General features: G+C 63.2%; 18 protein-coding genes. 11 read left to right on the top strand and 7 right to left on the bottom strand.

Going from position 1 to position 20,894, the window contains the following annotated elements; translation table 11 throughout:
- Positions 1-21: 21 nt before the first annotated feature.
- Together BM315_RS05265 and metR are read right to left on the bottom strand one after the other, a co-directional pair.
- The gene (locus BM315_RS05265) at positions 22-417 is read right to left on the bottom strand and encodes a hypothetical protein (protein ID WP_090498546.1); all 396 of its coding nucleotides are present in this window, start codon (positions 415-417) and stop codon (positions 22-24) included.
- A 218-nt stretch (positions 418-635) separates the two neighbouring features.
- Positions 636-1,553, bottom strand: coding sequence for a transcriptional regulator MetR (metR, locus tag BM315_RS05270; RefSeq protein ID WP_090498548.1), 918 nt, complete (start codon positions 1,551-1,553; stop codon positions 636-638).
- Between the two features lie 168 nt (positions 1,554-1,721).
- Between metR and metE the strand changes: the two genes are divergently transcribed.
- Positions 1,722-4,028, top strand: a complete 2,307-nt coding sequence (gene metE / locus BM315_RS05275) for a 5-methyltetrahydropteroyltriglutamate--homocysteine S-methyltransferase (RefSeq protein WP_090498551.1) — start codon at positions 1,722-1,724, stop codon at positions 4,026-4,028.
- Positions 4,029-4,335: 307 nt separating this feature from the next.
- Here the strand turns inward: metE and BM315_RS05280 are convergent, their stop codons facing one another.
- The gene (locus tag BM315_RS05280; protein ID WP_090498753.1) at positions 4,336-5,250 is read right to left on the bottom strand and encodes a LysR family transcriptional regulator; all 915 of its coding nucleotides are present in this window, start codon (positions 5,248-5,250) and stop codon (positions 4,336-4,338) included.
- 153 nt (positions 5,251-5,403) lie between these two features.
- Here BM315_RS05280 and speB point away from each other — a divergent pair, with 153 nt between their 5' ends.
- The 7 genes from speB to BM315_RS05315 all read left to right on the top strand — a co-directional run bounded on the left by speB (position 5,404) and on the right by BM315_RS05315 (position 12,845).
- Positions 5,404-6,378, top strand: a complete 975-nt coding sequence (gene speB, locus BM315_RS05285; protein WP_090498553.1) for an agmatinase — start codon at positions 5,404-5,406, stop codon at positions 6,376-6,378.
- 59 nt (positions 6,379-6,437) lie between these two features.
- Entirely contained in the window at positions 6,438-7,457 is a 1,020-nt protein-coding gene (gene dctP / locus BM315_RS05290) for a TRAP transporter substrate-binding protein DctP (RefSeq protein ID WP_090498555.1), read from the top strand.
- An 81-nt stretch (positions 7,458-7,538) separates the two neighbouring features.
- On the top strand, positions 7,539-8,195 hold the full coding sequence (locus BM315_RS05295; RefSeq protein ID WP_090498557.1) for a TRAP transporter small permease: 657 nt from the start codon (positions 7,539-7,541) through the stop codon (positions 8,193-8,195).
- Positions 8,195-9,475 carry a TRAP transporter large permease gene (locus tag BM315_RS05300; protein WP_090498560.1) on the top strand — a complete coding sequence of 427 codons (1,281 nt, stop codon included), beginning with the start codon at positions 8,195-8,197 and terminating at the stop codon, positions 9,473-9,475. The genes BM315_RS05295 and BM315_RS05300 overlap by 1 nt, the downstream gene beginning before the upstream one ends.
- Before the next feature lie 211 nt (positions 9,476-9,686).
- The gene (gene tnpB / locus BM315_RS05305; protein WP_020798857.1) at positions 9,687-10,046 is read left to right on the top strand and encodes an IS66 family insertion sequence element accessory protein TnpB; all 360 of its coding nucleotides are present in this window, start codon (positions 9,687-9,689) and stop codon (positions 10,044-10,046) included.
- An 18-nt stretch (positions 10,047-10,064) separates the two neighbouring features.
- The gene (tnpC, locus tag BM315_RS05310) at positions 10,065-11,609 is read left to right on the top strand and encodes an IS66 family transposase (RefSeq protein WP_090498562.1); all 1,545 of its coding nucleotides are present in this window, start codon (positions 10,065-10,067) and stop codon (positions 11,607-11,609) included.
- Between the two features lie 246 nt (positions 11,610-11,855).
- On the top strand, positions 11,856-12,845 hold the full coding sequence (locus BM315_RS05315; protein WP_090498564.1) for an alpha/beta fold hydrolase: 990 nt from the start codon (positions 11,856-11,858) through the stop codon (positions 12,843-12,845).
- A 66-nt stretch (positions 12,846-12,911) separates the two neighbouring features.
- On the opposite strand, the gene glpD is transcribed toward BM315_RS05315, so the two are convergent.
- Both glpD and BM315_RS05325 read right to left on the bottom strand, forming a co-directional pair.
- Positions 12,912-14,453, bottom strand: a complete 1,542-nt coding sequence (gene glpD / locus BM315_RS05320; protein ID WP_090498566.1) for a glycerol-3-phosphate dehydrogenase — start codon at positions 14,451-14,453, stop codon at positions 12,912-12,914.
- 132 nt (positions 14,454-14,585) lie between these two features.
- The gene (locus BM315_RS05325; RefSeq protein ID WP_090498568.1) at positions 14,586-15,344 is read right to left on the bottom strand and encodes a DeoR/GlpR family DNA-binding transcription regulator; all 759 of its coding nucleotides are present in this window, start codon (positions 15,342-15,344) and stop codon (positions 14,586-14,588) included.
- A 172-nt stretch (positions 15,345-15,516) separates the two neighbouring features.
- Between BM315_RS05325 and ybaK the strand changes: the two genes are divergently transcribed.
- The gene (gene ybaK, locus BM315_RS05330) at positions 15,517-15,987 is read left to right on the top strand and encodes a Cys-tRNA(Pro) deacylase (RefSeq protein ID WP_090498569.1); all 471 of its coding nucleotides are present in this window, start codon (positions 15,517-15,519) and stop codon (positions 15,985-15,987) included.
- Positions 15,988-16,033: 46 nt separating this feature from the next.
- Positions 16,034-17,521, top strand: a complete 1,488-nt coding sequence (gene glpK / locus BM315_RS05335; RefSeq protein ID WP_090498570.1) for a glycerol kinase GlpK — start codon at positions 16,034-16,036, stop codon at positions 17,519-17,521.
- Positions 17,522-17,628: 107 nt separating this feature from the next.
- Here glpK and BM315_RS05340 read toward each other — a convergent pair whose 3' ends face one another.
- Together BM315_RS05340 and BM315_RS05345 are read right to left on the bottom strand one after the other, a co-directional pair.
- Positions 17,629-18,411 (bottom strand): type IV pili methyl-accepting chemotaxis transducer N-terminal domain-containing protein, encoded by a 783-nt coding sequence (locus BM315_RS05340; protein ID WP_090498571.1) that lies wholly within the window; start codon positions 18,409-18,411, stop codon positions 17,629-17,631.
- Between the two features lie 59 nt (positions 18,412-18,470).
- Positions 18,471-19,700, bottom strand: coding sequence for an alginate export family protein (locus BM315_RS05345; protein ID WP_090498573.1), 1,230 nt, complete (start codon positions 19,698-19,700; stop codon positions 18,471-18,473).
- A gap of 343 nt (positions 19,701-20,043) precedes the next feature.
- Between BM315_RS05345 and BM315_RS05350 the strand changes: the two genes are divergently transcribed.
- Positions 20,044-20,862 (top strand): PhzF family phenazine biosynthesis protein, encoded by an 819-nt coding sequence (locus BM315_RS05350; RefSeq protein ID WP_090498575.1) that lies wholly within the window; start codon positions 20,044-20,046, stop codon positions 20,860-20,862.
- Positions 20,863-20,894: the final 32 nt, after the last annotated feature.

Consider the following 20,894-nt stretch of genomic DNA (forward strand, 5'->3'; position numbering starts at 1 on the left):
GGGTTCAGCGGGAGAGTGGGGCTATTCGTTATAGCGATGCAGCTGCTTGCGAATGGGCGTAGGCAGGCCGGGGCTGAACAGCGGAGCCCGCAGGCTGCTGGTGCGGCGCTGCAGGCCGGTGAGCAACCCAAGGCTACCGGCCAGGCCGAGGAGGGCGGTCAATGCCAGGAGCGTCAGCAACTGCTGGTTGAGGGGAGCGTTCTGCAAGGTGCTGCAGCTGTCCGCGGCGCTTGGGTCATGCCGAGTGTGGGCGTGGTCGCCGTGCAGAGGACTCGCCAGGCTGGCCGAAGCCTCGTCCATCATGTCGCTGGTAGCGGCTTGTACATGGGTGAAGGAACAAGCGAAAAACAGCACGAACCAGAGCGCCAGCAGATTCCTGGCGAGCCCTGTATGGCGGCTGCGCATCGCTTGGATCATGAGGTCGGCTTCCGCGTGTGGTTGACGCTGTTGTTCTGATTAAAGCCCAGGGTCGGCCAGGCACTATTGATCCAAATCATGCGCGTGCCGAGCTTTTCAGCGCGGGGGCGTGCGTAGGGTGCGCCATGCGCACCGGGGTGACCGTCAGGCCAATGCGTGGCGCTAAGTCATGGTGCGCGCGGCCTAGGCGGCCCCGCACTCCCTACGGGGTCGGCCATTCAGCGCGCCACGCTGACCCCTTCCAGATTGGCGAAGGAGGTGTCCTTGGCCGTGAGCAGGAAGTCGCGCATGAACGGCGAGTCGAGCATATCGGTGCGGATGCCGGCATACAGGGTGGCGAACAGGCCTTTTTCGCCCAGGCGTTTGGCCGTGACGTAGCCGCGCGAGCTGTATTCGTGCAGCGCCCAGTTGGGCAGGCCGCAGACGCCGCGGCCGCTGGCCACCAGCTGCATCATCATCACCGTCAGCTCCGAGGTGCGTACCTGGGCCGGCTCGACATCGGCCGGTTCGAGGAAGCGGGTGAAGATGTCCAGGCGGTCGCGCTCGACCGGGTAGGTGATCAGGGTTTCCGTGGCCAGGTCTTCGGGCTGGATAAACGGCTTGCTGGCCAGCGGATGCTGGTTGGCTACCGCCAGCATGGCCTCGTAGGTGAACAGCGGCACGTAGGTGATGCCGGCCAGCTCCAGCGGATCCGAGGTCACCACCAGGTCCAGGTCGCCCCGGGCTAGGGCCGGCAGCGGGGCGAAGGAGAAGCCCGAGGCCAGGTCCAGCTCGACCTCCGGCCAGGCGTCGCGGAACTGGTCGATGGTCGGCATCAGCCACTGGAAGCAGCTGTGGCATTCGATCGCCATGTGCAGGCGGCCGGCGGTGCCGCCGGCCAGCCGCGCCAGATCGCGCTCGGCGCCGCGCAGCAGCGGCAGCACCGCATCGGTCAGTTGCAGCAGACGCAGGCCGGCGCTGGTGAAGCGCACCGGCTTGGTCTTGCGCACGAACAGCGGCATGCCGAGGCGCTCCTCCAGCTCCTTGAACTGGTGCGACAACGCCGACTGGGTCAGGTGCAGGCGTTCGGCGGCGTCCACCAGGCTCTCGCTTTCGCGCAGGGCGTGGAGGGTTTTCAGGTGGCGCAATTCGAGCATGGGGGCCTCGCGGGGAAGGGGGCGTAGGGTGGATCGGGGCGCGTAGCTGACGCTTCATCCACCCTACATGAGTAAAACTATAGATCAATACAAATATGTTGAGTTTGTCTCACGCTGATGGCTTGCCGAGAATACGCCCCATCTTGTTTATCTATGGAGCGTTTTGACATGGCCCTGTCCCATTCCCTGGGTTTCCCGCGTATCGGTGCCGACCGCGAACTGAAGAAGGCCCTGGAGGCTCACTGGAAAGGTGAGCTGGATGAGGCCGGTTTGCAGGCGGTTGGCCGCCAGTTGCGCGCCGCCCACTGGCAGTTGCAGAAGGACGCCGGTATCGACCTGCTACCGGTCGGCGATTTCGCCTGGTACGACCAGGTACTCACCCACTCGCTGTGCTTCGGCGTGATCCCCGAGCGCTTCCGTCCGCACAGCGGCAAGCCGAGCCTGGAAACCCTGTTCGGCATGGCGCGCGGCGTTAGCCACAGCAGTTGCTGCGGCGCTGCCCATGCACAGGAGCTGACCAAGTGGTTCGACACCAACTACCACTACCTGGTCCCCGAGTTCAGCGCCGACCAGCAGTTCCAGCTGAGCTGGGAACAGCTGTTCGAGGAAGTCGATGAAGCCCATGCGTTGGGGCACACCGTCAAACCGGTACTGATCGGCCCGCTGACCTACCTGTGGCTGGGCAAGGTCAAGGGCAGCGCCTCTGAAGTTAAGAGCTTTGACCGTCTCGACCTGCTCGAACGGCTGCTGCCGGTGTACGGCGAAATCCTCCAGCGCCTGGCCAGCCAGGGTGTGGAGTGGGTGCAGATCGACGAGCCGATCCTCGCGCTGGACCTGCCGCAAGCCTGGAAGAATGCCTTCGAGCGTGCCTACAACCTGCTGCAGCGCGAGCCCGGCAAAAAGTTGATCGCCACCTACTTCGCCGGCCTGGAAGACAACCTCGGCCTGGCCGCCAACCTGCCGGTGGATGGCCTGCATATCGACCTGGTCCGCGCACCCGAGCAGTTCCCGAGTATTCTCGACCGCCTGCCGGCGTACAAGGTGCTGTCGCTCGGCGTGGTCAACGGGCGCAACGTCTGGCGCACCGATCTGCAGCAGGCCCTGAGCATCCTGCAACAGGCGCAGGAGCGGCTGGGCGAGCGCCTGTGGGTGGCGCCGAGCTGCTCGCTGCTGCACAGCCCGGTCGACCTGAACCCTGAAGACCAGCTGGATAGCGAGCTGAAAAGCTGGCTGGCCTTCGCCGTGCAGAAGTGCGAGGAAGTCGCCCTGCTGACCACCGCCCTGAATGACCCGCAGAACGCCAAGGTGCAGGCCGCGTTGGCGCAGAGCCGCACCGTGCAGGCCAGCCGCGCGCAGTCGCCGCGTATCCACAAACCGGCGGTGCAGGCCCGGCTGGCCGCCATCACCGCGGCCGACAGCCAGCGCGCTTCGCCCTTCGCCCTGCGTATCGAGCAGCAGCGCGCACGCCTGCAACTGCCGGCATTGCCGACCACCACCATCGGCTCCTTCCCGCAGACCGCTTCGATCCGCCTGGCGCGTCAGTCGTTCAAGGCCGGCAAGTTGTCGCCTGCCGCCTACACCGAGGCCATGCACAGCGAGATTCGCCACGCCGTCGAGGTGCAGGAAAACCTCGGCCTGGACGTGCTGGTGCACGGCGAGGCCGAGCGCAACGACATGGTCGAGTATTTCGCCGAGCAGCTCGACGGCTATGCCTTCAGCCGTTTCGGCTGGGTGCAGAGCTACGGTTCGCGCTGCGTCAAACCGGCGCTGATCTTCGGTGACCTGAGCCGGCCGCAGCCGATGACCGTGGAGTGGATCCGCTACGCCCAGACCCTCACCAGCAAGGTGATGAAGGGCATGCTGACCGGCCCGGTGACCATGCTGATGTGGTCCTTCCCGCGCGACGACATTTCCCGCGAGCAGCAGGCGCGTCAGCTGGCCCTGGCGATTCGTGACGAGGTGCTGGACCTGGAGGCCGCCGGGATCAAGATCATCCAGATCGACGAAGCGGCCTTCCGCGAAGGCTTGCCGCTGCGCCAGGCCGGGTGGCAGGACTACCTGGCCTGGGCCACCGAGGCCTTCCGCCTGTGCGCCTCGGGTGTGCGCGACGAAACCCAGATCCACACCCACATGTGCTACAGCGAGTTCAACGACGTGATCGAGTCCATCGCCGCCATGGATGCCGATGTCATCACCATCGAGACCTCGCGTTCGGACATGCAGCTGCTGGAGGCCTTCGAGCGCTTCGACTACCCCAACGACATCGGGCCCGGGGTCTACGACATCCACTCGCCGCGGGTACCGGACAGCAGCGAGATGGTCAAGCTGCTGCGCAAGGCGGCGCGGCGCATCCCCGCCGAACGCCTGTGGGTCAACCCGGACTGCGGCCTGAAGACCCGCGCCTGGCCGGAAACCGAGGCGGCGCTGGTCAACATGGTGGCGGCGGCGCGGCAGTTGCGCGGCGAACTGGCCTAGTGTCGCGTCACAGATCAACCTGCGGTTAAACGGCCTCTCGTAGGGTGGGTTAGGCGCATGCCGCCGATAGTGATGATCCAGCAAGATCCGCTGCGCCGTAACCCACCACCGGCGCAATACGGGAGATCGCTTGGTGGGTTACGCGGCGCGCCACGATCGCGGAGCCTGATCGCTCTGCGCTTGGCGCCGCTAACCCACCCTACGGAACTACGACACTTCATGGTTGACGCGACACTAGCGGCTGGCAGCATGAACAAGGCGACCCACGGGTCGCCTTTTTTGTCTCATGCCACGGCTGGCGCGGCCTTCAGCCGTGATTGGCGGTGCGCGAGCAGGTCGCCAGGTCCTCGAGGAAGGCGCGCAGGATCGGCGGCGGGGCCAGTCCGCGCCGGCTGATCACGTCGAATGGCGACATCAGTTGCAATTGGTTTGTCGCCAGTTGGCGCATGTCGTCGCTCTTCACCCACTGCGCGGCGAAGTGCACTGGCAGGAAGCCGAGGTAAGCGCCGGAGATGATCAGGATGGCCAGGGCCTCGATGTTGTCCACCGTCGCCGCGGCCTTGCTCGCGCCCAGTTGCTCCAGATCGTAGTGCTGCATGTAGCCGCGGGCGACGATGCGACTCGCGCGGATTTCCTCGAGCAGCCTGGCGCCCTCGGTCTGGCTGGCAAAGAGCGGGTGGCGGCGACCGCAATACAGGCCCAGCGCCTCCTGGTAGAGCGCCGAGTACGACAGCCCGGGCACATGGATGGGGAAGTGCCCCACGGCCAGGTGCAGGCGACCGTCGAGCACGCGCTCCTCCAGTTCCGCCGGCGAACCGATATAGACGTTGAGATGCACGTCATGGCCGCGGGAGACGAAGCGCTGGGTGGTGCGCGGGATCGGCGAATCGGGGTCGGTGATGGTGGTGTCGATGATGCCCAGGTTGAGCTGGCCGCTGATGTGCTGCTTGAGCACGTCGGCGTCCAGGCAGAAGTTCTCCACCGCCGCGAGCAGGCGCAGGGTCGCCTCATGCACCGCCACGCCTTGCTCGGTCAGGTGAAAGCCGCTGCGCCCGCGCTGGCAGAGTTTGACCCCGAGCCGGGTTTCCAGATGGGACATCTGTTCGCTGATGGTCGACTGGCCGGCATTGAGCGCCGCCTGGGCCGCGGAAAAGCCCCCGCACTTGACGATAGTGGCGAAGACCCTGAGCAGTTTCAGGTCGACATCGTGCAGCTGGATCACCCAGACCTCCGGTTCGCGATACATCGGAAACGCCGATATGAGTATCTGAAGTTGCGCATTTTTTCCAGAAAAAACTGCGCCCATAGTCACTCCAACGGCGAATGCCTAGCCGCTTCGCCCCTCGCCAAGAACAAGAGTTGGAGACGCCTGAACATGTCGAACAACAGTTACGAATCCGGTCGCCTGAACCTGCCATTCGTGGGTCATTGCACCTTCGCCAAATCGCCGGTCTGTACCGACTGGGATGCGCTGAATGCCGATGTGGCGATCCTCGGCGCGCCCAACGACATGGGCACCCAGTGGCGCTCCGGCGCACGCTTCGGACCGCGCGGCATTCGCGAGGCTTCGACCCTGTTCTCCTTCGGCCACGCGGGCGCCTACGATCACGAAGACGACGTCATGTACCTGACTGCTTCCGATGTGCGCATGGTCGACGTCGGCGATGCCGACATCGTGCACACCGATATGGTGGCGAGCAACGCCAACACCGAGTACGCCGTGCGCAAGATTCTCGAGGCTGGCGCCATGCCGGTAGTGCTGGGCGGCGATCATTCTGTGCATGCTCCGGTGATCAAGGCCTTCGAGGGGCGCGGGCCTATCCATATCCTCCATATCGATGCCCACCTGGATTTCGTCGATGAGCGCCATGGCGTGCGCTATGGTCACGGCAGCCCGCTGCGTCGGGCCTCGGAGATGAACCACATCATCGGTATGACCCAGTTGGGCATCCGCAACGTCTCGTCCTCCAACCGCGACGATTACGACGCCGCGCGCAGTGCCGGCTCGAATATCTTGTCGGTGCGCGACGTACGTCGCCTCGGCGCCCAGGGCGTACTCGATTTGATTCCCAGCGGCGTGCCCTACTACATTACCATCGACATTGACGGCTTCGATCCATCCATTGCGCCGGGCACCGGCACTCCGAGCCATGGCGGTTTCCTCTATTACGAAGTGCTCGAGATCATCCAGCTGCTGGCCAAGCGCAGCCGGGGCAATATCGTCGGCATGGACCTGGTCGAGGTGGCGCCGGCCTATGATCCTACCGGGATGACCTCGATCCTGGCCGCGCAGCTGCTATTGAATAGCATCGGCTTTATTTTTCATGAGCGTAACAAGGCAAAAGAGTAACAATCACGTTAGAACGGCTATCCAGAACAATTACAACATCTGCGTACCGGAGAAAAACCATGACTCATTTAAGAACATTGTTGGGTGCTGCTGCGTTGCTGCTGGCAAGTTCCGGCAGCTTTGCGGCCGAAGTGTGGAAATACGCGATTGAGGAACCGCCCGAGTCCTTGATGGATGTCTACGCCAAGGAGTTCAAGAGCCGCATTGAACAGGCGAGCCAGGGTGAAATTGAAGTCAAGATCTACTACCTGGGGCAGCTGGGAACCTCGACTGAAATGGTTGAGCAGACGGCTGACGGTGCGGTCAATTTCGTCAACGTCGCAGTGGGCGCATTGGGCACCTTGGTGCCGGAGTCCCAAGTATTCTTGATGAACTATGTGCTGCCGGACAACCCCTCGGCCATAACCCAGCTGCTCAGTTCAGAGAGTCTTTTGCGTGGCGATCTGGGCACGGCTTTCGAGGAAAAGGGCTTGAGATTGCAGGCGCTGTTCTCCGAGGGACCACAGGTTTGGACTACGAATCGTCTGGTGCGCAGTCCTGCTGATTTGAAAGGTTTCAAGATGCGCGTCATGGTTTCGCCAGTGTTACTCGATGCCTACTCTGATTTGGGGGCGAGTCCGACGCCGATGCCGTTTGGCGAAGTCTACGGTGGCCTGCAGTTGAAGCAGATCGACGGGCAAACCAACCCGGTGCCAGCCATCCAGGAAATGAAGTTTTACGAAGTAACCGATTTCATGATCTGGGCCGGAGAGCAGGAGCTGGTGACGGCGATCATGGCTGGTGATGATTGGTATCAGAATCTTTCGCCGCAGCGGCAAAGTCTGATTGACGAGACCATAAGCGGCATGAATGGCTATATCGCTGAAGCGGTGCAGCAATACAACGCCGAGCGTTTGCAGGCCATCCAATCGGCCAAGCCTAGCATGCAGATGGTGCAGTTGAGCGAAGCCGAGCGGGAAGTGTTTCGCCAAGCCAGCCAGAAAACCCATGAGAAAGTTGGAGAGCATATCGGCGTGCGCGGCAAAAAGCTGCTTGCCTCGATCCTGCAAGAGGTCGCGAAAGGAGAAAACGCTAATTAGGGTGTCGCAGCCTACAGTCAGGCACGCGCCGGTTTGGCTGTAGGTGCCCGATCAATTTAAGACGCCGCAATAGAGGCAACTATGTACAAGAATAAGATGTCGCCTGTAAATCATGTTCTTATTGGTCTGGATTGCTTGCTTGGTAGAGTTGAAAGTGCGGTTCTGGGAATGGCAATACTGGCTTTGGCGGCCTTTGCTTGCGCCAATGTTTTCGGGCGATTCGTGTTCAGTGAGAGCATCTATTTCGTCGAGGAGCTCAATGAGTTCCTGATGGTGCTGATTACCTTCTTCGGGCTTGGTTACGTCACTCGCAATGGGCGACATATCCGGATGACGGCCATTTATGATCAGCTTCCGGCCGTTACCAAGAAAGCGCTGATGATAGTGATTGCCCTGGTGACGGCTGGCATCATGTTTGCCTTGGCCTATTTCGCCATCGAATACGTCGCCAAGACCGCCAGTCGCGGGCGGTTGACGCCGGCGTTGAAAGTCCCGCTGTACCTCGCCTATGTTCCGGTGGTGCTGGGCTTCGTGATTACCGGCGTCCAGTATCTGCTGACTGCCTGGCGTAACCTCGATTTTACCGATCCCGATGTTTATGTCTCCTACAGAACGCGTGATGAATACGAGGCGGTAGAGCTCGCCGATTCGTCTGTGATGGACGATGCGGGACGCGATAAGCATAGTCCGCAACCCTGTAACGATGCGCGTGACGCAGTGCTCAAGGAGGTCAAGTAATGACTGCCTTAATGCTGATCATTATGGTCATTTTTCTGCTGGCAGGGTTTCCCATGATGGTGCCGCTACTGGGCGCTACACTGGGTGCTTTTATATTCTATTTGCCTGACTTGAGTCCGCAGCTGATTATTCAACAGATGATCGGCGGAGTAAAACCGGCATCACTGATCGCCATACCGATGTTCATGTTCGCCGCTGACGTCATTACCAAGGGGCATTCGGCCGATCGCCTGCTCGACCTGGTGCTGAGGTTTGTCGGTCACCAACGGGGCGGCTTGGCGGTGGCGGTGGTTAACGCCTGTGGCATGTTCGGCGCGGTTTCCGGTTCGACCCAAGCCACAGTAGTGGCGATCGGCTCGCCTATGCGCACGAAAATGCTCCAGGCCGGCTATAGCGACAGCTTCACCATCGCCCTGGCGGTCAACTCGGCCGGCCTGGCCTGTCTGATTCCGCCGTCGATCGGCATGATCGTGTTTGGCGTGGCCTCGGGCACTTCGGTCTCTGAGCTGTTTATCGCCGGTATCGGGCCTGGGCTGCTACTGCTCCTGGCGTTCTCCTGCTACAGCTTCTTCTATGCCGTCCGCCGAAACATCCCGACTGTCGAGAAAGCCAGCTGGCCCGAGCGCTTCTCGGCGATGCGCCGAGCCCTCTGGCCAGCGGGTTTTCCGGCAATCGTCATTGGCGGCATCTATGGCGGAATTTTCAGCCCGACGGAGGCCGCGGCTGTTTGCGCGATCTATGCGATCATCCTTGAGGTTGTGATTTTCCGTTCGATCAAACCGGCGGAGCTGCTGGGCATTGCGCGCTCGACAGGCATGATCACCTCGGTGGTCTTCATCCTGATTGCGGCGGGAGCGGCATTTTCCTGGGTGCTGGCCTATGCGCAGATACCGCAGGGGATCATCCAGTCGTTCGGCCTCGATGGGGCAGATCCTTACACCGTTCTATTTGCGATTACCTTGGCATTCTTCATCGGCTGCATGTTTGTCGACTCGATCGTCGTGATTCTGGTGCTGACGCCGATCTTTATGCCGCTGACTGTTGCTTCTGGGCTTGATCCGGTGCTGGTGGGGGTGATCGTCATCCTGCAAGTGGCGATCGGTGGTGCGACGCCGCCGTTCGGTTGTGACATCTTCACCGCGACAGCTGTGTTTCGCCGACCCTATATCGATTGTATTCGCGGCTCCTTGCCCTTCTTCCTGCTCAAGATTGGTGCCGCGGTGGCTTTGATCTATTTCCCACCGATTGCACTCTTTCTCAGGGATATGGTCTTCAGATGAGCTCACGCCAACGCCGTCTGAGGGCGGCGTTGGCGTTGCCACTGGCTTGGTTTCCTGTCCCGCCATGATCGATCTCCTCGCCAGTGACCTCGATTGACTGAAGAAACCCGCTCAAGCCCGGTTTTTCCGAAAGCGCTCCATAAACCCCATCTTCAAATGATCCGAAGGCCAGCCAATGCTGTGCTCCGATTTCTTTCTGGAGCCAGCCGCCATGATGCGTCCCGATGCCAAGGTCGAAAAAGTCTACCTCTACCCCAAACCCGTCGACTTTCGTAAATCCATCGACGGGCTGGCCGCCTTGGTCGAGTTGGATATCAAGGTGGCGGTGTTCGACCCGGTGTTGTTCGTCTTCCTCAACAAGTCGCGCAACCGGGTGAAGATCTTGTACTGGGAGCGCAACGGCTTCTGTTTGTGGCTCAAGCGCCTTGATGCCGAGCGATTCAAAACATCGCCTGACGATCAAGACGAAGCCATCGTGCTGACGGTCCAGGAATTGAACTGGCTGCTGGATGGTTTCGACCTGTGGCGCAACCGCCCGCACCAGGTTTTGACGCCGCGTTTCGTGACCTGAGCCGGTATAATCCACGGCATGATTTCCGTGCCCGAAACCCTTCCTGACGATCCCGAAACGCTCAAGCAGCTGCTGTCTGACGTGCTGCTGGAGCGTCAGTCGAATCTGGGCAAGATCACGCAACTGCAAGAGCAGGTTGCCTTGCTGCGTGATCGCCTGTTTGGCCGCAAGTCCGAGCAGACCAGCGATCCCGAGTCGCCGCAATTGCCCTTGCTCAACAAGGCCGAGGTGCTGGCCGAGCAGCCCAATGGCGATGGTCAGGACGACGTCGAAACGGTCGAACTGCGCCCTGTCGCCGTCAGCAAACCGCGTGGCAAGCGCCAGTCACTGCCGGCCGAACTGCCTCGCATCGAAGTCATTCACGAGTTGCCCGAGCACGAACTGACCTGCGAATGCGGTTGCCGCAAACACGTCATGGGTGAGGAAACCAGCGAACAACTGGAGATCATCCCGATGCAGATCCGGGTGATCAAACACATCCGCAAAACCTACGCCTGCAAGGGCTGCGAACGCGCGCCAGTCACCGCCGATAAGCCGGCGCAGTTAATCGAGAAAAGCCTGGCCAGCCCCAGCGTGTTGGCCATGCTGCTGACCACCAAGTATGCGGACGGCCTGCCGCTGTATCGCTTCGAGACGGTTCTGAGCCGCCATGGCATCGACATCCCCCGCCAGACCCTGGCGCGCTGGGTGATTCAGTGTGGCGAGCAGTTGCAGCCCTTGCTCAACCTGATGCGCGACAAGCTGCTGGACAGCCCGGTGATCCATTGCGATGAAACCCGTGTGCAGGTGCTGAAAGAGCCGGGGCGCGATCCGAGCAGTCACTCCTGGATGTGGGTGCAAACCGGCGGCCCGCCGGACAAGCCGGTGATCCTCTTCGACTACACCGCCAGCCGTGCCCAGGAGGTACCACTGCGCCTGCTTGCTGGCTATCGCGGCTATTTGATGACCGACGACTACGCCGGCTACAACGCCGTGGCCGCACAGTCGGGTGTTGAACGTCTGGCCTGCTGGGCGCATGCACGGCGCAAATTCGTCGAAGCGCAAAAGGTGCAACCGAAGGGCAAAACCGGACGCGCCGACATCGCGTTGGGGATGATCAACAAGCTGTACGGCATCGAGCGCGACCTCAAGGAAGCCAGTGCCGAGCAACGCCATCAGGGCCGTCAGCAGCACAGCCTGCCGCTGCTCGCCCAGCTCAAGGTCTGGCTGGAGAAAACCCAGCCGCAGGTCACCGCGCAGAATGCCCTAGGCAAGGCGGTGAACTACCTGGCGAGCAACTGGAGCAGGCTCGAACGCTATATCGAGGGCGGCCACCTGCCGATCGATAACAACGCCGCCGAGCGGGCCATCCAGCCCTTCGTCATCGGCCGCAAAAACTGGCTGTTCAGCGACACGCCGAAGGGCGCGACAGCCAGCGCGCAGCTCTACAGCCTGGTGGAAACCGCCAAAGCCAACGGTCACGAGCCTTATGCCTGGCTGTGCCATATCCTCGAGCGCCTGCCCCAAGCCACTACCGTTGAGGACTATGAAGCGCTACTGCCCTGGAACCTGAAGGCGATTTAAAACCAAACTGCCTGAACTGGGTAGGTGGGGTTTATGGAGCGCTTTCGTTTTTCCGCACTACGGACGTCAACGTCCGACAGGCTCTTAGGCAGCGTCCGTCCGTGCTCAGGTCTGCCATATAGCATTCCTCCGCCCTGTAGCGACCGCTCGGCAGTATTCATCAAATTGTCATGGTTCTGTGGCAGCGCGCTCGAGCGAATGTCAGCAAACTCGCGTCTCAATGGGGTTCTGCGTTCTGGTGTTTGCATGCGTGCGTTAATTTTTCTGGCCGTACTCCTGTGCGGCTGGCCTGTGTTGGCCAGCGAGCGCTGCGATGTGCAGGCGCCGACCTTCAAGGTCGAGTTGGGCGAGGTGCAACTGGCCTACCAGAGCATCGGCCGCGCCAGTGATCCGGTGTTGCTGATGGTCATGGGCCTGGGTGGGCAGCTGATCCACTGGCCGGACGAGGTGGTCGCGCGCCTGTGCGAGCAAGGCTTCCGGGTGATCCGCTTCGACAACCGCGATGTCGGCCTGAGCAGCTGGGTTCAGGCTGCGCCGCCGGCCAACCTCGCCTACGAGGCGCTGCGCTACCGCCTGGGGTTGTCGGTATCGGCGCCGTACCGCCTGCGCGACATGGCCGGCGATGCCCTGGGCCTGATGGATGCCCTGGGCGTGCGCCAGTTTCATGTGCTCGGCGCCAGCATGGGCGGGATGATCGCCCAGCACTTGGCCGACCTGGTGCCGGCACGGGTGCAGAGCCTGACCCTGATCATGACCAGCTCCGGCGCCCAGGGCCTGCCGGCGCCCAGTCCGGCATTGCTGGCCTTGCTGGCCGAGCGCGAGGCGCCAAGCCGCGAGGTGGCCGTCGAACAGCAGGCCGATCTGCTCGCCGCCCTCGGCAGTCCATTGGTCAGCGACGATCGTCAAGCGCTCCTGCAACAGGCCGAAACCGCCTACGACCGTGCCTTCAACCCGGAGGGCGTGCAGCGCCAGCTGCTGGCGATTCTCGCCGAGTCCAGTCGGGTCGAGCTGCTCAATCGTTTGCAGGTACCGACCCTGGTGGTGCACGGCACCGCCGATCCGTTGCTGCCGGCGATGCACGGCGTGCATGTGGCCGCGCATATCCAGGGCAGCGCGCTCAAGCTGATTCCCGGCCTGGCCCATCGCTTCCAGGAGGCGTTCAAGGAGCCGTTGCTGGCGGCGGTACTGCCGCATCTTAAGGCGAATCACCGGGACGGGCACTGGGCGCGGTTGTAAGCGACTCAGGTGTAAAAAGCCCCGCGTCTCGGGCGATCGGCGAGGCGAAGGATCTGCAAGAGAGAGTCAGGTCGCGTGGGCATCTTCCGGGCTGTTAGGCGATGCGATGCACAGGTAGCGGATCAGTCTGGCCTGCTGTGAGGGCGTCATGAACAACCCCAGCTTGGTCCGCCGCCAGAGGATGTCGGCCGCCTGCATGGCCCATTCCTGCTGGCACAGGTAGTCCACTTCGCGCGTATACAGGCCGCCGCCCAGGTGTTCGCCGAGGTCGCTCAGTTCCCGCACGCCCTCGAGCAGGACCCAGCTGCGGCTGCCGTAGCAGCTGGCCCAGCGCCGGGCGAGGGCGGTCGACAGCCAGCCGCAGCGGGTGCACAGGGCTGCGACCATGGCGCTCTGGCTGTCCAGGTTTTCCGCGCCGGGGAGCAGGGAGGTGGCGGTCCAGCGCGGTTTCATCTGCGGGAAGTGCGGCGCCAAGTGCGCCAGCGCCGCTTCCGCCAGCTTGCGGTAGGTGGTCAGCTTGCCGCCGAATACCGAGAGCAGCGGCGCCTCGCCCGGTAGGCCGGACAGGGCCAGGGTGTAGTCGCGGGTGACGGCGGAGGGCTGGTCGGACTCGTCGTCGCACAGCGGGCGCACGCCGGCATAGGTATGCAGGATGTCCGTGCGCTGCAGCTGCTGCTTGAAGTGGGCGTTGACCACGCTCAGCAGGTAGTCGATTTCTGCCTCGCTGATCGCCACCTTGGCCGGGTCGCCGGTGTATTCGCGGTCGGTGGTGCCGATCAGGGTGAAGCGTTCCAGGTAGGGGATGGCGAAGACGATACGGCGGTCTTCGTTCTGCAGGATATAGGCCTGCTCACCGTCGAACAGCTTCGCCACGATGATGTGGCTGCCCTGGATCAGGCGGATGCCATAGGGCGAGGCCTGCTTGATACCGTCGCGGATAAAGCGCGCGACCCAGGGGCCGGCGGCATTGACCAGGGCGCGGGCGCGGATCGAGAACAGGCTGCCATCGACGCGCTCCATGTGCATGTGCCACAAGCCCTTGCTGCGCCTTGCGCTGACGCAGCGGGTGCGAGTGTGCACATGCGCCCCTTGTTCGCGGGCGGCCATGGCGTTGAGCACCACCAGGCGGGCGTCGTCGACCCAGCAGTCGGAGTATTCGAAGCCGCGGCTGATTTCCGCCTTCAGCGGGCTGCCGGGGCCGAAACGCAGGCTGCGTGAGGAGGGCAGTTTCTCGCGCTTGCCCAGATGGTCGTAGAGAAACAGGCCGGCGCGGATCATCCAGGCCGGGCGGAGGTGCGGGCGGTGCGGCAGGATGAAGCGCAGCGGCTTGACGATATGTGGGGCCTTGGCCAGCAGCACCTCGCGCTCGGCCAGGGCTTCGCGCACCAGGCGGAATTCGTAATGTTCCAGGTAGCGCAGGCCGCCGTGGATCAGCTTGCTGCTGGCCGAGGAGGTGTGCTCGGCCAGGTCGTCCTTTTCGCAAAGGAATACCGACAGGCCGCGGCCGGCCGCATCGGTGGCGATGCCGACGCCATTGATGCCGCCACCGACAACCGCCAGATCGTAGACTTCGGCGACAGGCGCAATATGCTTGGGGCGAGAAGGCATGGTGGCACCCTAAAGTCGAAAGTGAACTTACTTATGTTCAGTTTCGAAAATATGCTAGTCGAATGTACGCACGCTCGCCACCTCGCTGCACGATTTCGCGCCGAGCGGTCGTGAAGGGCCGTGGAGGAGGGATCAGACAAGGTCCAACTGCACCTTGTTCTCGGCCAGCAGACGGCTGATCGCCAGCGAGGGCTGGGCGTCGGTGAACACGCGGTCGACCAGAGTGATCGAGCCCAGGCGCACCACCGCGTTGCGGCCGAACTTGCTCGAATCGGCGGCGAGGAAGACCTGCCGCGCATTGCCGATGATGGCCTGGGACACCCGTACTTCCTGGTAATCGAAGTCGAGCAGGCTGCCGTCCTCGTCGATGCCGCTGATGCCGACCAGGGCGAAGTCGACCCTGAACTGCTGGATGAAATCCACCGTCGACTGGCCGACGATGCCGCCGTCGCTGCGCACCGTGCCGCCGGCCACCAGTACCTCGAAATCCGCCTTGGCGCTGAGCTGGGCGGCGACGTGCAGGTTGTTGGTGATGATCTTCAGGCCCTTGCGCTTGAGCAGCTCGCGGGCGATCGCTTCGGTGGTGGTGCCGATGCTGATGAACAGCGAGGCGTGGTCGGGAATGTGCGCGGCTATGGCTTCGGCGATGCGCTGCTTCTCCTCGCGCATCTGCCCGGCGCGCATGGCATAGGCGGTGTTCTGGGTGCTCGAGGCTTCGCTCGCCGCACCGCCATGGGTACGGCGCAGCAGGCCCTGCTCGGCGAGCTGGTTGATGTCGCGGCGGATGGTCTGCGGGGTGACGGCAAAGGCCTGGGCCAGTTCGTCTATGCTGACGTAGCCACGCTCGCGGGCGAGGTTGAGAATGTCGTGTTGGCGCGGTGCCAGGGTCATGGGAGCGATCCTTGTTGTGCACGGCAGTATAGGCTGCCGGCCGGCAAATTTTATGGCCTGCCATCCATGGCGGCCACCCTGCGGGCCGTCGCTGCACGACGTTAAAAACTGCTCCTGGCAGTTTTTTCGGCTAAGGTACGCGAACTCAGCCAGATAATTTTCACAAACGAACATGACTCCCGCTATCGACCTGCTGAAAAAACATAAGGCTGCGCATCGGATGCACAGCTACAGCCACGATCCAAAAGCCGCTTCCTATGGTCTGGAAGCGGCGGAAAAACTCGACCTCGAGCCGGCCCGGGTGTTCAAGACGCTGCTGGTCGCTAGCGAAAAAGGCGAGTTGCTGGTGGCGGTGGTGCCGGTAGCCGGCAGCCTCGATTTGAAGGCCCTGGCCCAGGCCGCCGGGGTGAAGAAGGTCGACATGGCCGACCCCGTTGCGGCGCAACGCGCCACCGGCTATCTGCTCGGCGGCATCAGCCCGCTGGGGCAGAAGAAGCGCCTGCGCACCTTCATCGACGACTCGGCGCAACTGTATCCGACCCTCTTCGTCAGCGCCGGGCGGCGCGGGCTGGAGGTGGAACTGGCGGCCGAGGTGCTGGCGCAACTGACCGGGGCCGGGTTCGCCGCCATCGGCCGACAGTAAGCCGCCCGACGGTCTGATCCCTAGGCATAACAACAAGGAAATCCGCATGTCCGACTACCTGCTCGCCATCGACCAAGGCACCACCAGCAGCCGCGCCATCGTCTTCAATGCCCAGGGCCAGCCGCTGGCGCGGGCGCAGCAGGAGTTCAAGCAGTACTTCCCGCAGGACGGTTGGGTCGAGCACGACGGCGAGGAAATCTGGCAGAGCACCCTTGAGGTCTGTCGTGCGGCGCTCGAGCAGGGCGGTCTGGACGCCAGCCAGATCGCCGCCATCGGCATCACCAACCAGCGCGAAACCACCCTGGTGTGGGACGCGCTCACGGGCGAGCCGATCCACCCGGCCATCGTCTGGCAGGACAGGCGTACCGCCGACTACTGCGCCGCGCTCAAGGCCGCCGGCCATGAGGCCATGGTCAGCGCCAAGACCGGCCTGCTGATCGATCCCTACTTCTCCGGCACCAAGCTGCGCTGGATTCTCGAGAATGTGGCCGGCGCGCGGGCTCGGGCCGAACGCGGCGAGTTGCGCTTCGGCACGGTGGACAGCTTCCTGCTGTGGCGCCTGACCGGTGGCAAGTCGCACAAGACCGACGCGACCAATGCCTCGCGCACCTTGCTGTTCAATATCCATAGTCAGCAGTGGGACGCCGAGTTGCTCGAGTTGCTGGAGATTCCGCCCAGCCTGCTGCCCGAGGTGCTGGACTGCGCCGCCGACTTTGGCACCCTCGACGCCGAACTGCTCGGCGCGCCTATTCCGGTCTTGGCCGTGGCCGGCGACCAGCAGGCCGCGCTGATCGGCCAGGCCTGCTTCCAACCGGGCATGGTCAAGAGCACCTACGGCACCGGCTGCTTCATGATCCAGAACACCGGCGAGACCCCGGTGGCCTCGAAAAACCGCCTGCTCACCACCGTCGCTTACCGCCTGGACGGCAAGGTCACCTATGCGGTGGAGGGCAGCATCTTCGTCGCCGGCGCGGCGCTGCAGTGGCTGCGCGACGGCATCAAGCTGATCAGCCATGCGCGCGACAGCGAGGCCCTGGCCGAACAGACCGGCGATGCCTGCGGGGTCTACCTGGTGCCTGCGTTTACCGGCCTGGGCGCGCCTTACTGGGACCCGAAGGCGCGCGGCGCGATCTTCGGCCTGACCCGCGACACCGGGATCAAGGAGATCGTCACCGCCGGCCTGCAGTCGGTCTGCTACCAGACCCGCGACCTGCTCGAGGCCATGCGCCAGGACGGCGCCGCCGAGCCCAGCGCGCTGCGGGTGGATGGCGGCATGGTGGAGAACAACTGGGTCATGCAGTTTCTCGCCGACATTCTTGGCGTGCCGGTCGAGCGCCCCGAGGTCACCGAAACCACCGCCCTCGGTGTGGCCTATCTGGCCGGACTCAAGGCAGGCATCTATCGCGACCTTGACCAGATCGCCGGGCATTGGCAGCGCCAGCAGCGCTTCACCCCGCGGATGAGTGCGGAGCACCGCAGCAAGCTCTACCACGGCTGGCTGGATGCCGTGCAGCGGGTGCGCAGCGAGGGTTGAGTGGGGAGTCAGCGATACAATTTGACCCTGGCGCCAACGTAGGGTGCGCCGCGCGCACCAATCTGTTGGCTCCCATGGCGCACCCTACCGGGTTGAGTTGGTGCGCCTCAGGATCCTGCCAGCATCACCCCTTCATACTGGCTGGTCAGCTCGTTCATCTGCCACAGCAGGGTTTCGCTGGTGGTGGCGATCACCGTGGGTACGAAGCGCGAGTCGGCGGAGAGGTTGAAGCCGGCGCGGGTGAAGCGCCATTGCGCTTCGGCCTGCTGCAGGCCCTTGGCGATGGCCGGGGTGTTCTGCCGGGCCTGTTGCAGTTCCTGCAGGGCCTGGTCGAATTCCTCCACCGCCTGATTGAACGATTGTTGCAGGCCGGCGACCGGCAAGTGCCAGTTCATGGCCAGGTAGAGCTTGGCGATGCGCTGGCTGAGCATGCGCTGGCGGCCGCTGCGGTTGACCAGCCGGGCGCTTTGCCCGCCGCTGTGGCGTTCGAGCAGTTGCACCACCAGCTCGCTCTGCGCCAGCAGTTGGTCGCTGAGTTCCAGGATGACCGGCGCCCGCTGCTTGTCCGGGCGTGACAGGGCTAGTTCGCGGTAGCGTTGCCAGGTTTGGCCCACGTCGTTCAGGGCGTTGCGAATCTGTGCGGTGGGGGCGTATGCGTCGAGGGCCAGATAGTTGCTCTCGAACTTGGCGATGCTCTGGTCGAGCTGCTGTTCGGCCAGATCCGGGCGGACCTCGGCGCCGATCATCAGGTAGCTCTTGGCGATGCGCTGACTGAGCATGCGCTGCATGCCGGACAGGTTCATCGCCTCGGCGGCGTTGATGGTCGCCCAACTCGGCGGGCTGAGCAGGGCGAGACCGAACAGCAGGCCGGCAATAATCGGGTTGAGCATGGGGATGTCTCCTTGAGACCCGCGGCGGCAACGGCCGCGGGCACAGCGGGGCCGGGACGTCAGTAGCTGTATTGCAGTTGCGCCCAGAACTTGTCGGTGTCCACGGAGAACCCGTCGGCGTCGTAGCTGGCGTACTTGACCAGGCCGACCAGACCCTTCACGCCGGGAATCGGGTGGGCGTAGGAGACGTCGATCTCCGAGCCGTAGTCGCTGCTGCCCTGTTCGGCGCTGAAGTTGTGGTACCAGGCTGCCAGGTTGCCGCCGAGCAGGGGGGCAGTAAAGCCGAGGTAGGCGTCCTCGACGCCATCGGCCGGGGTCAGCAGGAAAATGTCGGCCCAGCCCTGGAAGGCGTGTTTGGTCGCCAGTGGGGTCTGGAAGGCGCGGTTGCCCGGCCCTTCATCGCCGCCGAGCACTTCGTAACCGGCCTTAAGCGCGATGCCTTTGATCGTGTAGCCCAACTCGCCGAGGTAGTAGTCGCTGTCCAGTTGCAGCGGGTTGTCGGCGTACTCCTTCTGCTGGGCGTATTCCAGGGCATAGCTGATGCCGGCGATGGCACCATTGAGGCGGACACCGCTGGTCTGGCTCGATTGGCTGCCCAGCGCCAGGTTATCCAGGCCCAGGCGGTACTGGTAGGCGGTGGCGGTCAATTCGGGCATGACCATGTACTGGGCATTCAGCAGGTGGCTGTGGCCTTCGATATTGGCCGGGTTGGCGGCGGTATCGAAACGATTGTCGCCGGGGCCGAAGATGCTGTTGATGTTGTCGATGTAGGCGTAGGTCAGGGTCAGGCCGTCCAGTGGTTTCAGCTGGCCGAGCACACCGTCATAGGTCTGCTCGTTCTGCCGCCAGGCGACGCCGCCGATGAAGCGCTGGTTGTCCAGGTTGATGCGCTGACGGCCGAGCACCGCGTTGCCCAGGGTGTGGTCATAGCGCAGCAGGGCCTGGTTGACCTCGCTACCGTCCGGGTCGGCGACCACCGAGTAGTCGCCCTGGCCGTTGCGCGTGCTGTTGTAGCTGGCGTCGCCGATGCGGCTGACGTTGTCGGCCTCGATCAGCGCCGAGAGGCCGTACCACTTGCCGCTCTGGAAGCCGACGCGGGTGCGCAGGGTCTGGGCGTTGGCGTTGTTCAGCGCGTTGTCCTGGTCGACGTGCTCGTAGCGGTAGCGCAGGTCGAGGATCGGCTTGCCTTCAGTGATCAGCGTGCTCAGTGGCTGGGTAGCGGAAGCGGCGTGGCTGAAGGTGCTGCTGGCGATGGCCAGGGACAGGAGGGAGAGGGTTATCGGGCGCATGGCATGCTTCCTATATGGGCCAAAATCGCAAAAAAAAACGTCACAGTGTCCGCGGCTCGAAGATGAGCGGGGTACCGTGACGTCGTTGTCGGATGTATGGCAGACACGCCGTTGTGCTGACCGGGGCTGGTCATAGCAGGTGGCGTGCCAGAATCTGCAAGTGTCTGATTTATTGAGGGTTGGTGGTTTTTTTAGAACCTTTCGCGATTGATCCATGCACCGTGCTCGTTCGCGGCGCCTTGAGACAGTGCAGCTGTAATGTCTTTATCGGGGGCGACTGTAGCGGGCGCACGGGCGCGGATTTCGGCATTCTCGACTCATTGCGGATCAGGAGTATCCCCCTATGCAACTCGAGTTCCATCAGGTCGACGCCTTCAGCAATCGTCCCTTCGCCGGCAACCCGGCCATGGTCTATCGCCTGGACAGCTGGCTCAGCGACACGCTGATGCAGCAGATCGCCGCCGAACACAATCTGGCGGAAACCGCCTTTGTGGTGAAAGAGGGCGCCGTCTGGCATATCCGCTGGTTCACCCCCGTCGCCGAGGTGCCGCTGTGCGGGCATGCCACCCTGGCCAGTGCCCATGTGCTGTTTGAGTGCTATGCCGAGCCGGGCGAGAGCATCGACTTCATCTGTCAGTCCGGCGCTCTGCGGGTGAGTCGCGAGGCCGGCCGTCTGGTGCTGGATTTCCCAGTGCGCAGGACCGAACCCTGCGCATTGACCGCGCAGGTCGAGCAGGCCATGGGCATGCCGGTGCAAGCGCTATTGGTGCTGAAGGCGCCGCAGGGCATTCAGGAGCTGCTGGTGATCCTGCCAACGGAGGCCGCCGTGCGCGGGTTTCGGCCGAACCTGCCGGCCCTGGCCGAATTACCGGGCTTGGGAGTGCTGATCACGGCGCCCGGTGAACGGCATGATTTCGTCTCGCGTTACTTCGCCCCTGCAATCGGCATCGATGAAGACCCGGTCACCGGCTCGACCCATTGCATGCTCACGCCCTACTGGGCCGAGCGTTTGGACAAGACCGAGCTGAGTGCTTACCAGTGCTCGGCGCGTGGCGGCGAGCTGCACTGTCGGCTGGAGGGGGAGCGAGTCAAAATTGCCGGCCAGGCGGTATTGGTGGCCAGCGGCCGGTTGTGCCTGAACGAGGATGTTGGACAGGGTTAACCGTGGCATTGGTGCGCGTGGCGCACCCTACG

Source organism: Pseudomonas borbori (genome assembly GCF_900115555.1).
In the GTDB taxonomy this organism is placed as follows: Bacteria; Pseudomonadota; Gammaproteobacteria; order Pseudomonadales; family Pseudomonadaceae; genus Aquipseudomonas; species Aquipseudomonas borbori.

What these genes read in the sequence shown, in the direction of transcription:
- BM315_RS05295 (WP_090498557.1), top strand. Translation starts at nt 7,539, where the DNA reads ATGTACAAGAATAAGATGTCGCCTGTAAATCATGTTCTTATTGGTCTG.
- BM315_RS05345 (WP_090498573.1), bottom strand. Translation starts at nt 19,700, where the DNA reads ATGCGCCCGATAACCCTCTCCCTCCTGTCCCTGGCCATCGCCAGCAGC.
- BM315_RS05265 (WP_090498546.1), bottom strand. Translation starts at nt 417, where the DNA reads ATGATCCAAGCGATGCGCAGCCGCCATACAGGGCTCGCCAGGAATCTG.
- ybaK (WP_090498569.1), top strand. Translation starts at nt 15,517, where the DNA reads ATGACTCCCGCTATCGACCTGCTGAAAAAACATAAGGCTGCGCATCGG.
- BM315_RS05300 (WP_090498560.1), top strand. Translation starts at nt 8,195, where the DNA reads ATGACTGCCTTAATGCTGATCATTATGGTCATTTTTCTGCTGGCAGGG.
- BM315_RS05350 (WP_090498575.1), top strand. Translation starts at nt 20,044, where the DNA reads ATGCAACTCGAGTTCCATCAGGTCGACGCCTTCAGCAATCGTCCCTTC.
- speB (WP_090498553.1), top strand. Translation starts at nt 5,404, where the DNA reads ATGTCGAACAACAGTTACGAATCCGGTCGCCTGAACCTGCCATTCGTG.
- dctP (WP_090498555.1), top strand. Translation starts at nt 6,438, where the DNA reads ATGACTCATTTAAGAACATTGTTGGGTGCTGCTGCGTTGCTGCTGGCA.
- tnpB (WP_020798857.1), top strand. Translation starts at nt 9,687, where the DNA reads ATGATGCGTCCCGATGCCAAGGTCGAAAAAGTCTACCTCTACCCCAAA.
- BM315_RS05315 (WP_090498564.1), top strand. Translation starts at nt 11,856, where the DNA reads ATGCGTGCGTTAATTTTTCTGGCCGTACTCCTGTGCGGCTGGCCTGTG.
- metR (WP_090498548.1), bottom strand. Translation starts at nt 1,553, where the DNA reads ATGCTCGAATTGCGCCACCTGAAAACCCTCCACGCCCTGCGCGAAAGC.
- BM315_RS05325 (WP_090498568.1), bottom strand. Translation starts at nt 15,344, where the DNA reads ATGACCCTGGCACCGCGCCAACACGACATTCTCAACCTCGCCCGCGAG.
- metE (WP_090498551.1), top strand. Translation starts at nt 1,722, where the DNA reads ATGGCCCTGTCCCATTCCCTGGGTTTCCCGCGTATCGGTGCCGACCGC.
- tnpC (WP_090498562.1), top strand. Translation starts at nt 10,065, where the DNA reads ATGATTTCCGTGCCCGAAACCCTTCCTGACGATCCCGAAACGCTCAAG.
- glpK (WP_090498570.1), top strand. Translation starts at nt 16,034, where the DNA reads ATGTCCGACTACCTGCTCGCCATCGACCAAGGCACCACCAGCAGCCGC.
- glpD (WP_090498566.1), bottom strand. Translation starts at nt 14,453, where the DNA reads ATGCCTTCTCGCCCCAAGCATATTGCGCCTGTCGCCGAAGTCTACGAT.
- BM315_RS05340 (WP_090498571.1), bottom strand. Translation starts at nt 18,411, where the DNA reads ATGCTCAACCCGATTATTGCCGGCCTGCTGTTCGGTCTCGCCCTGCTC.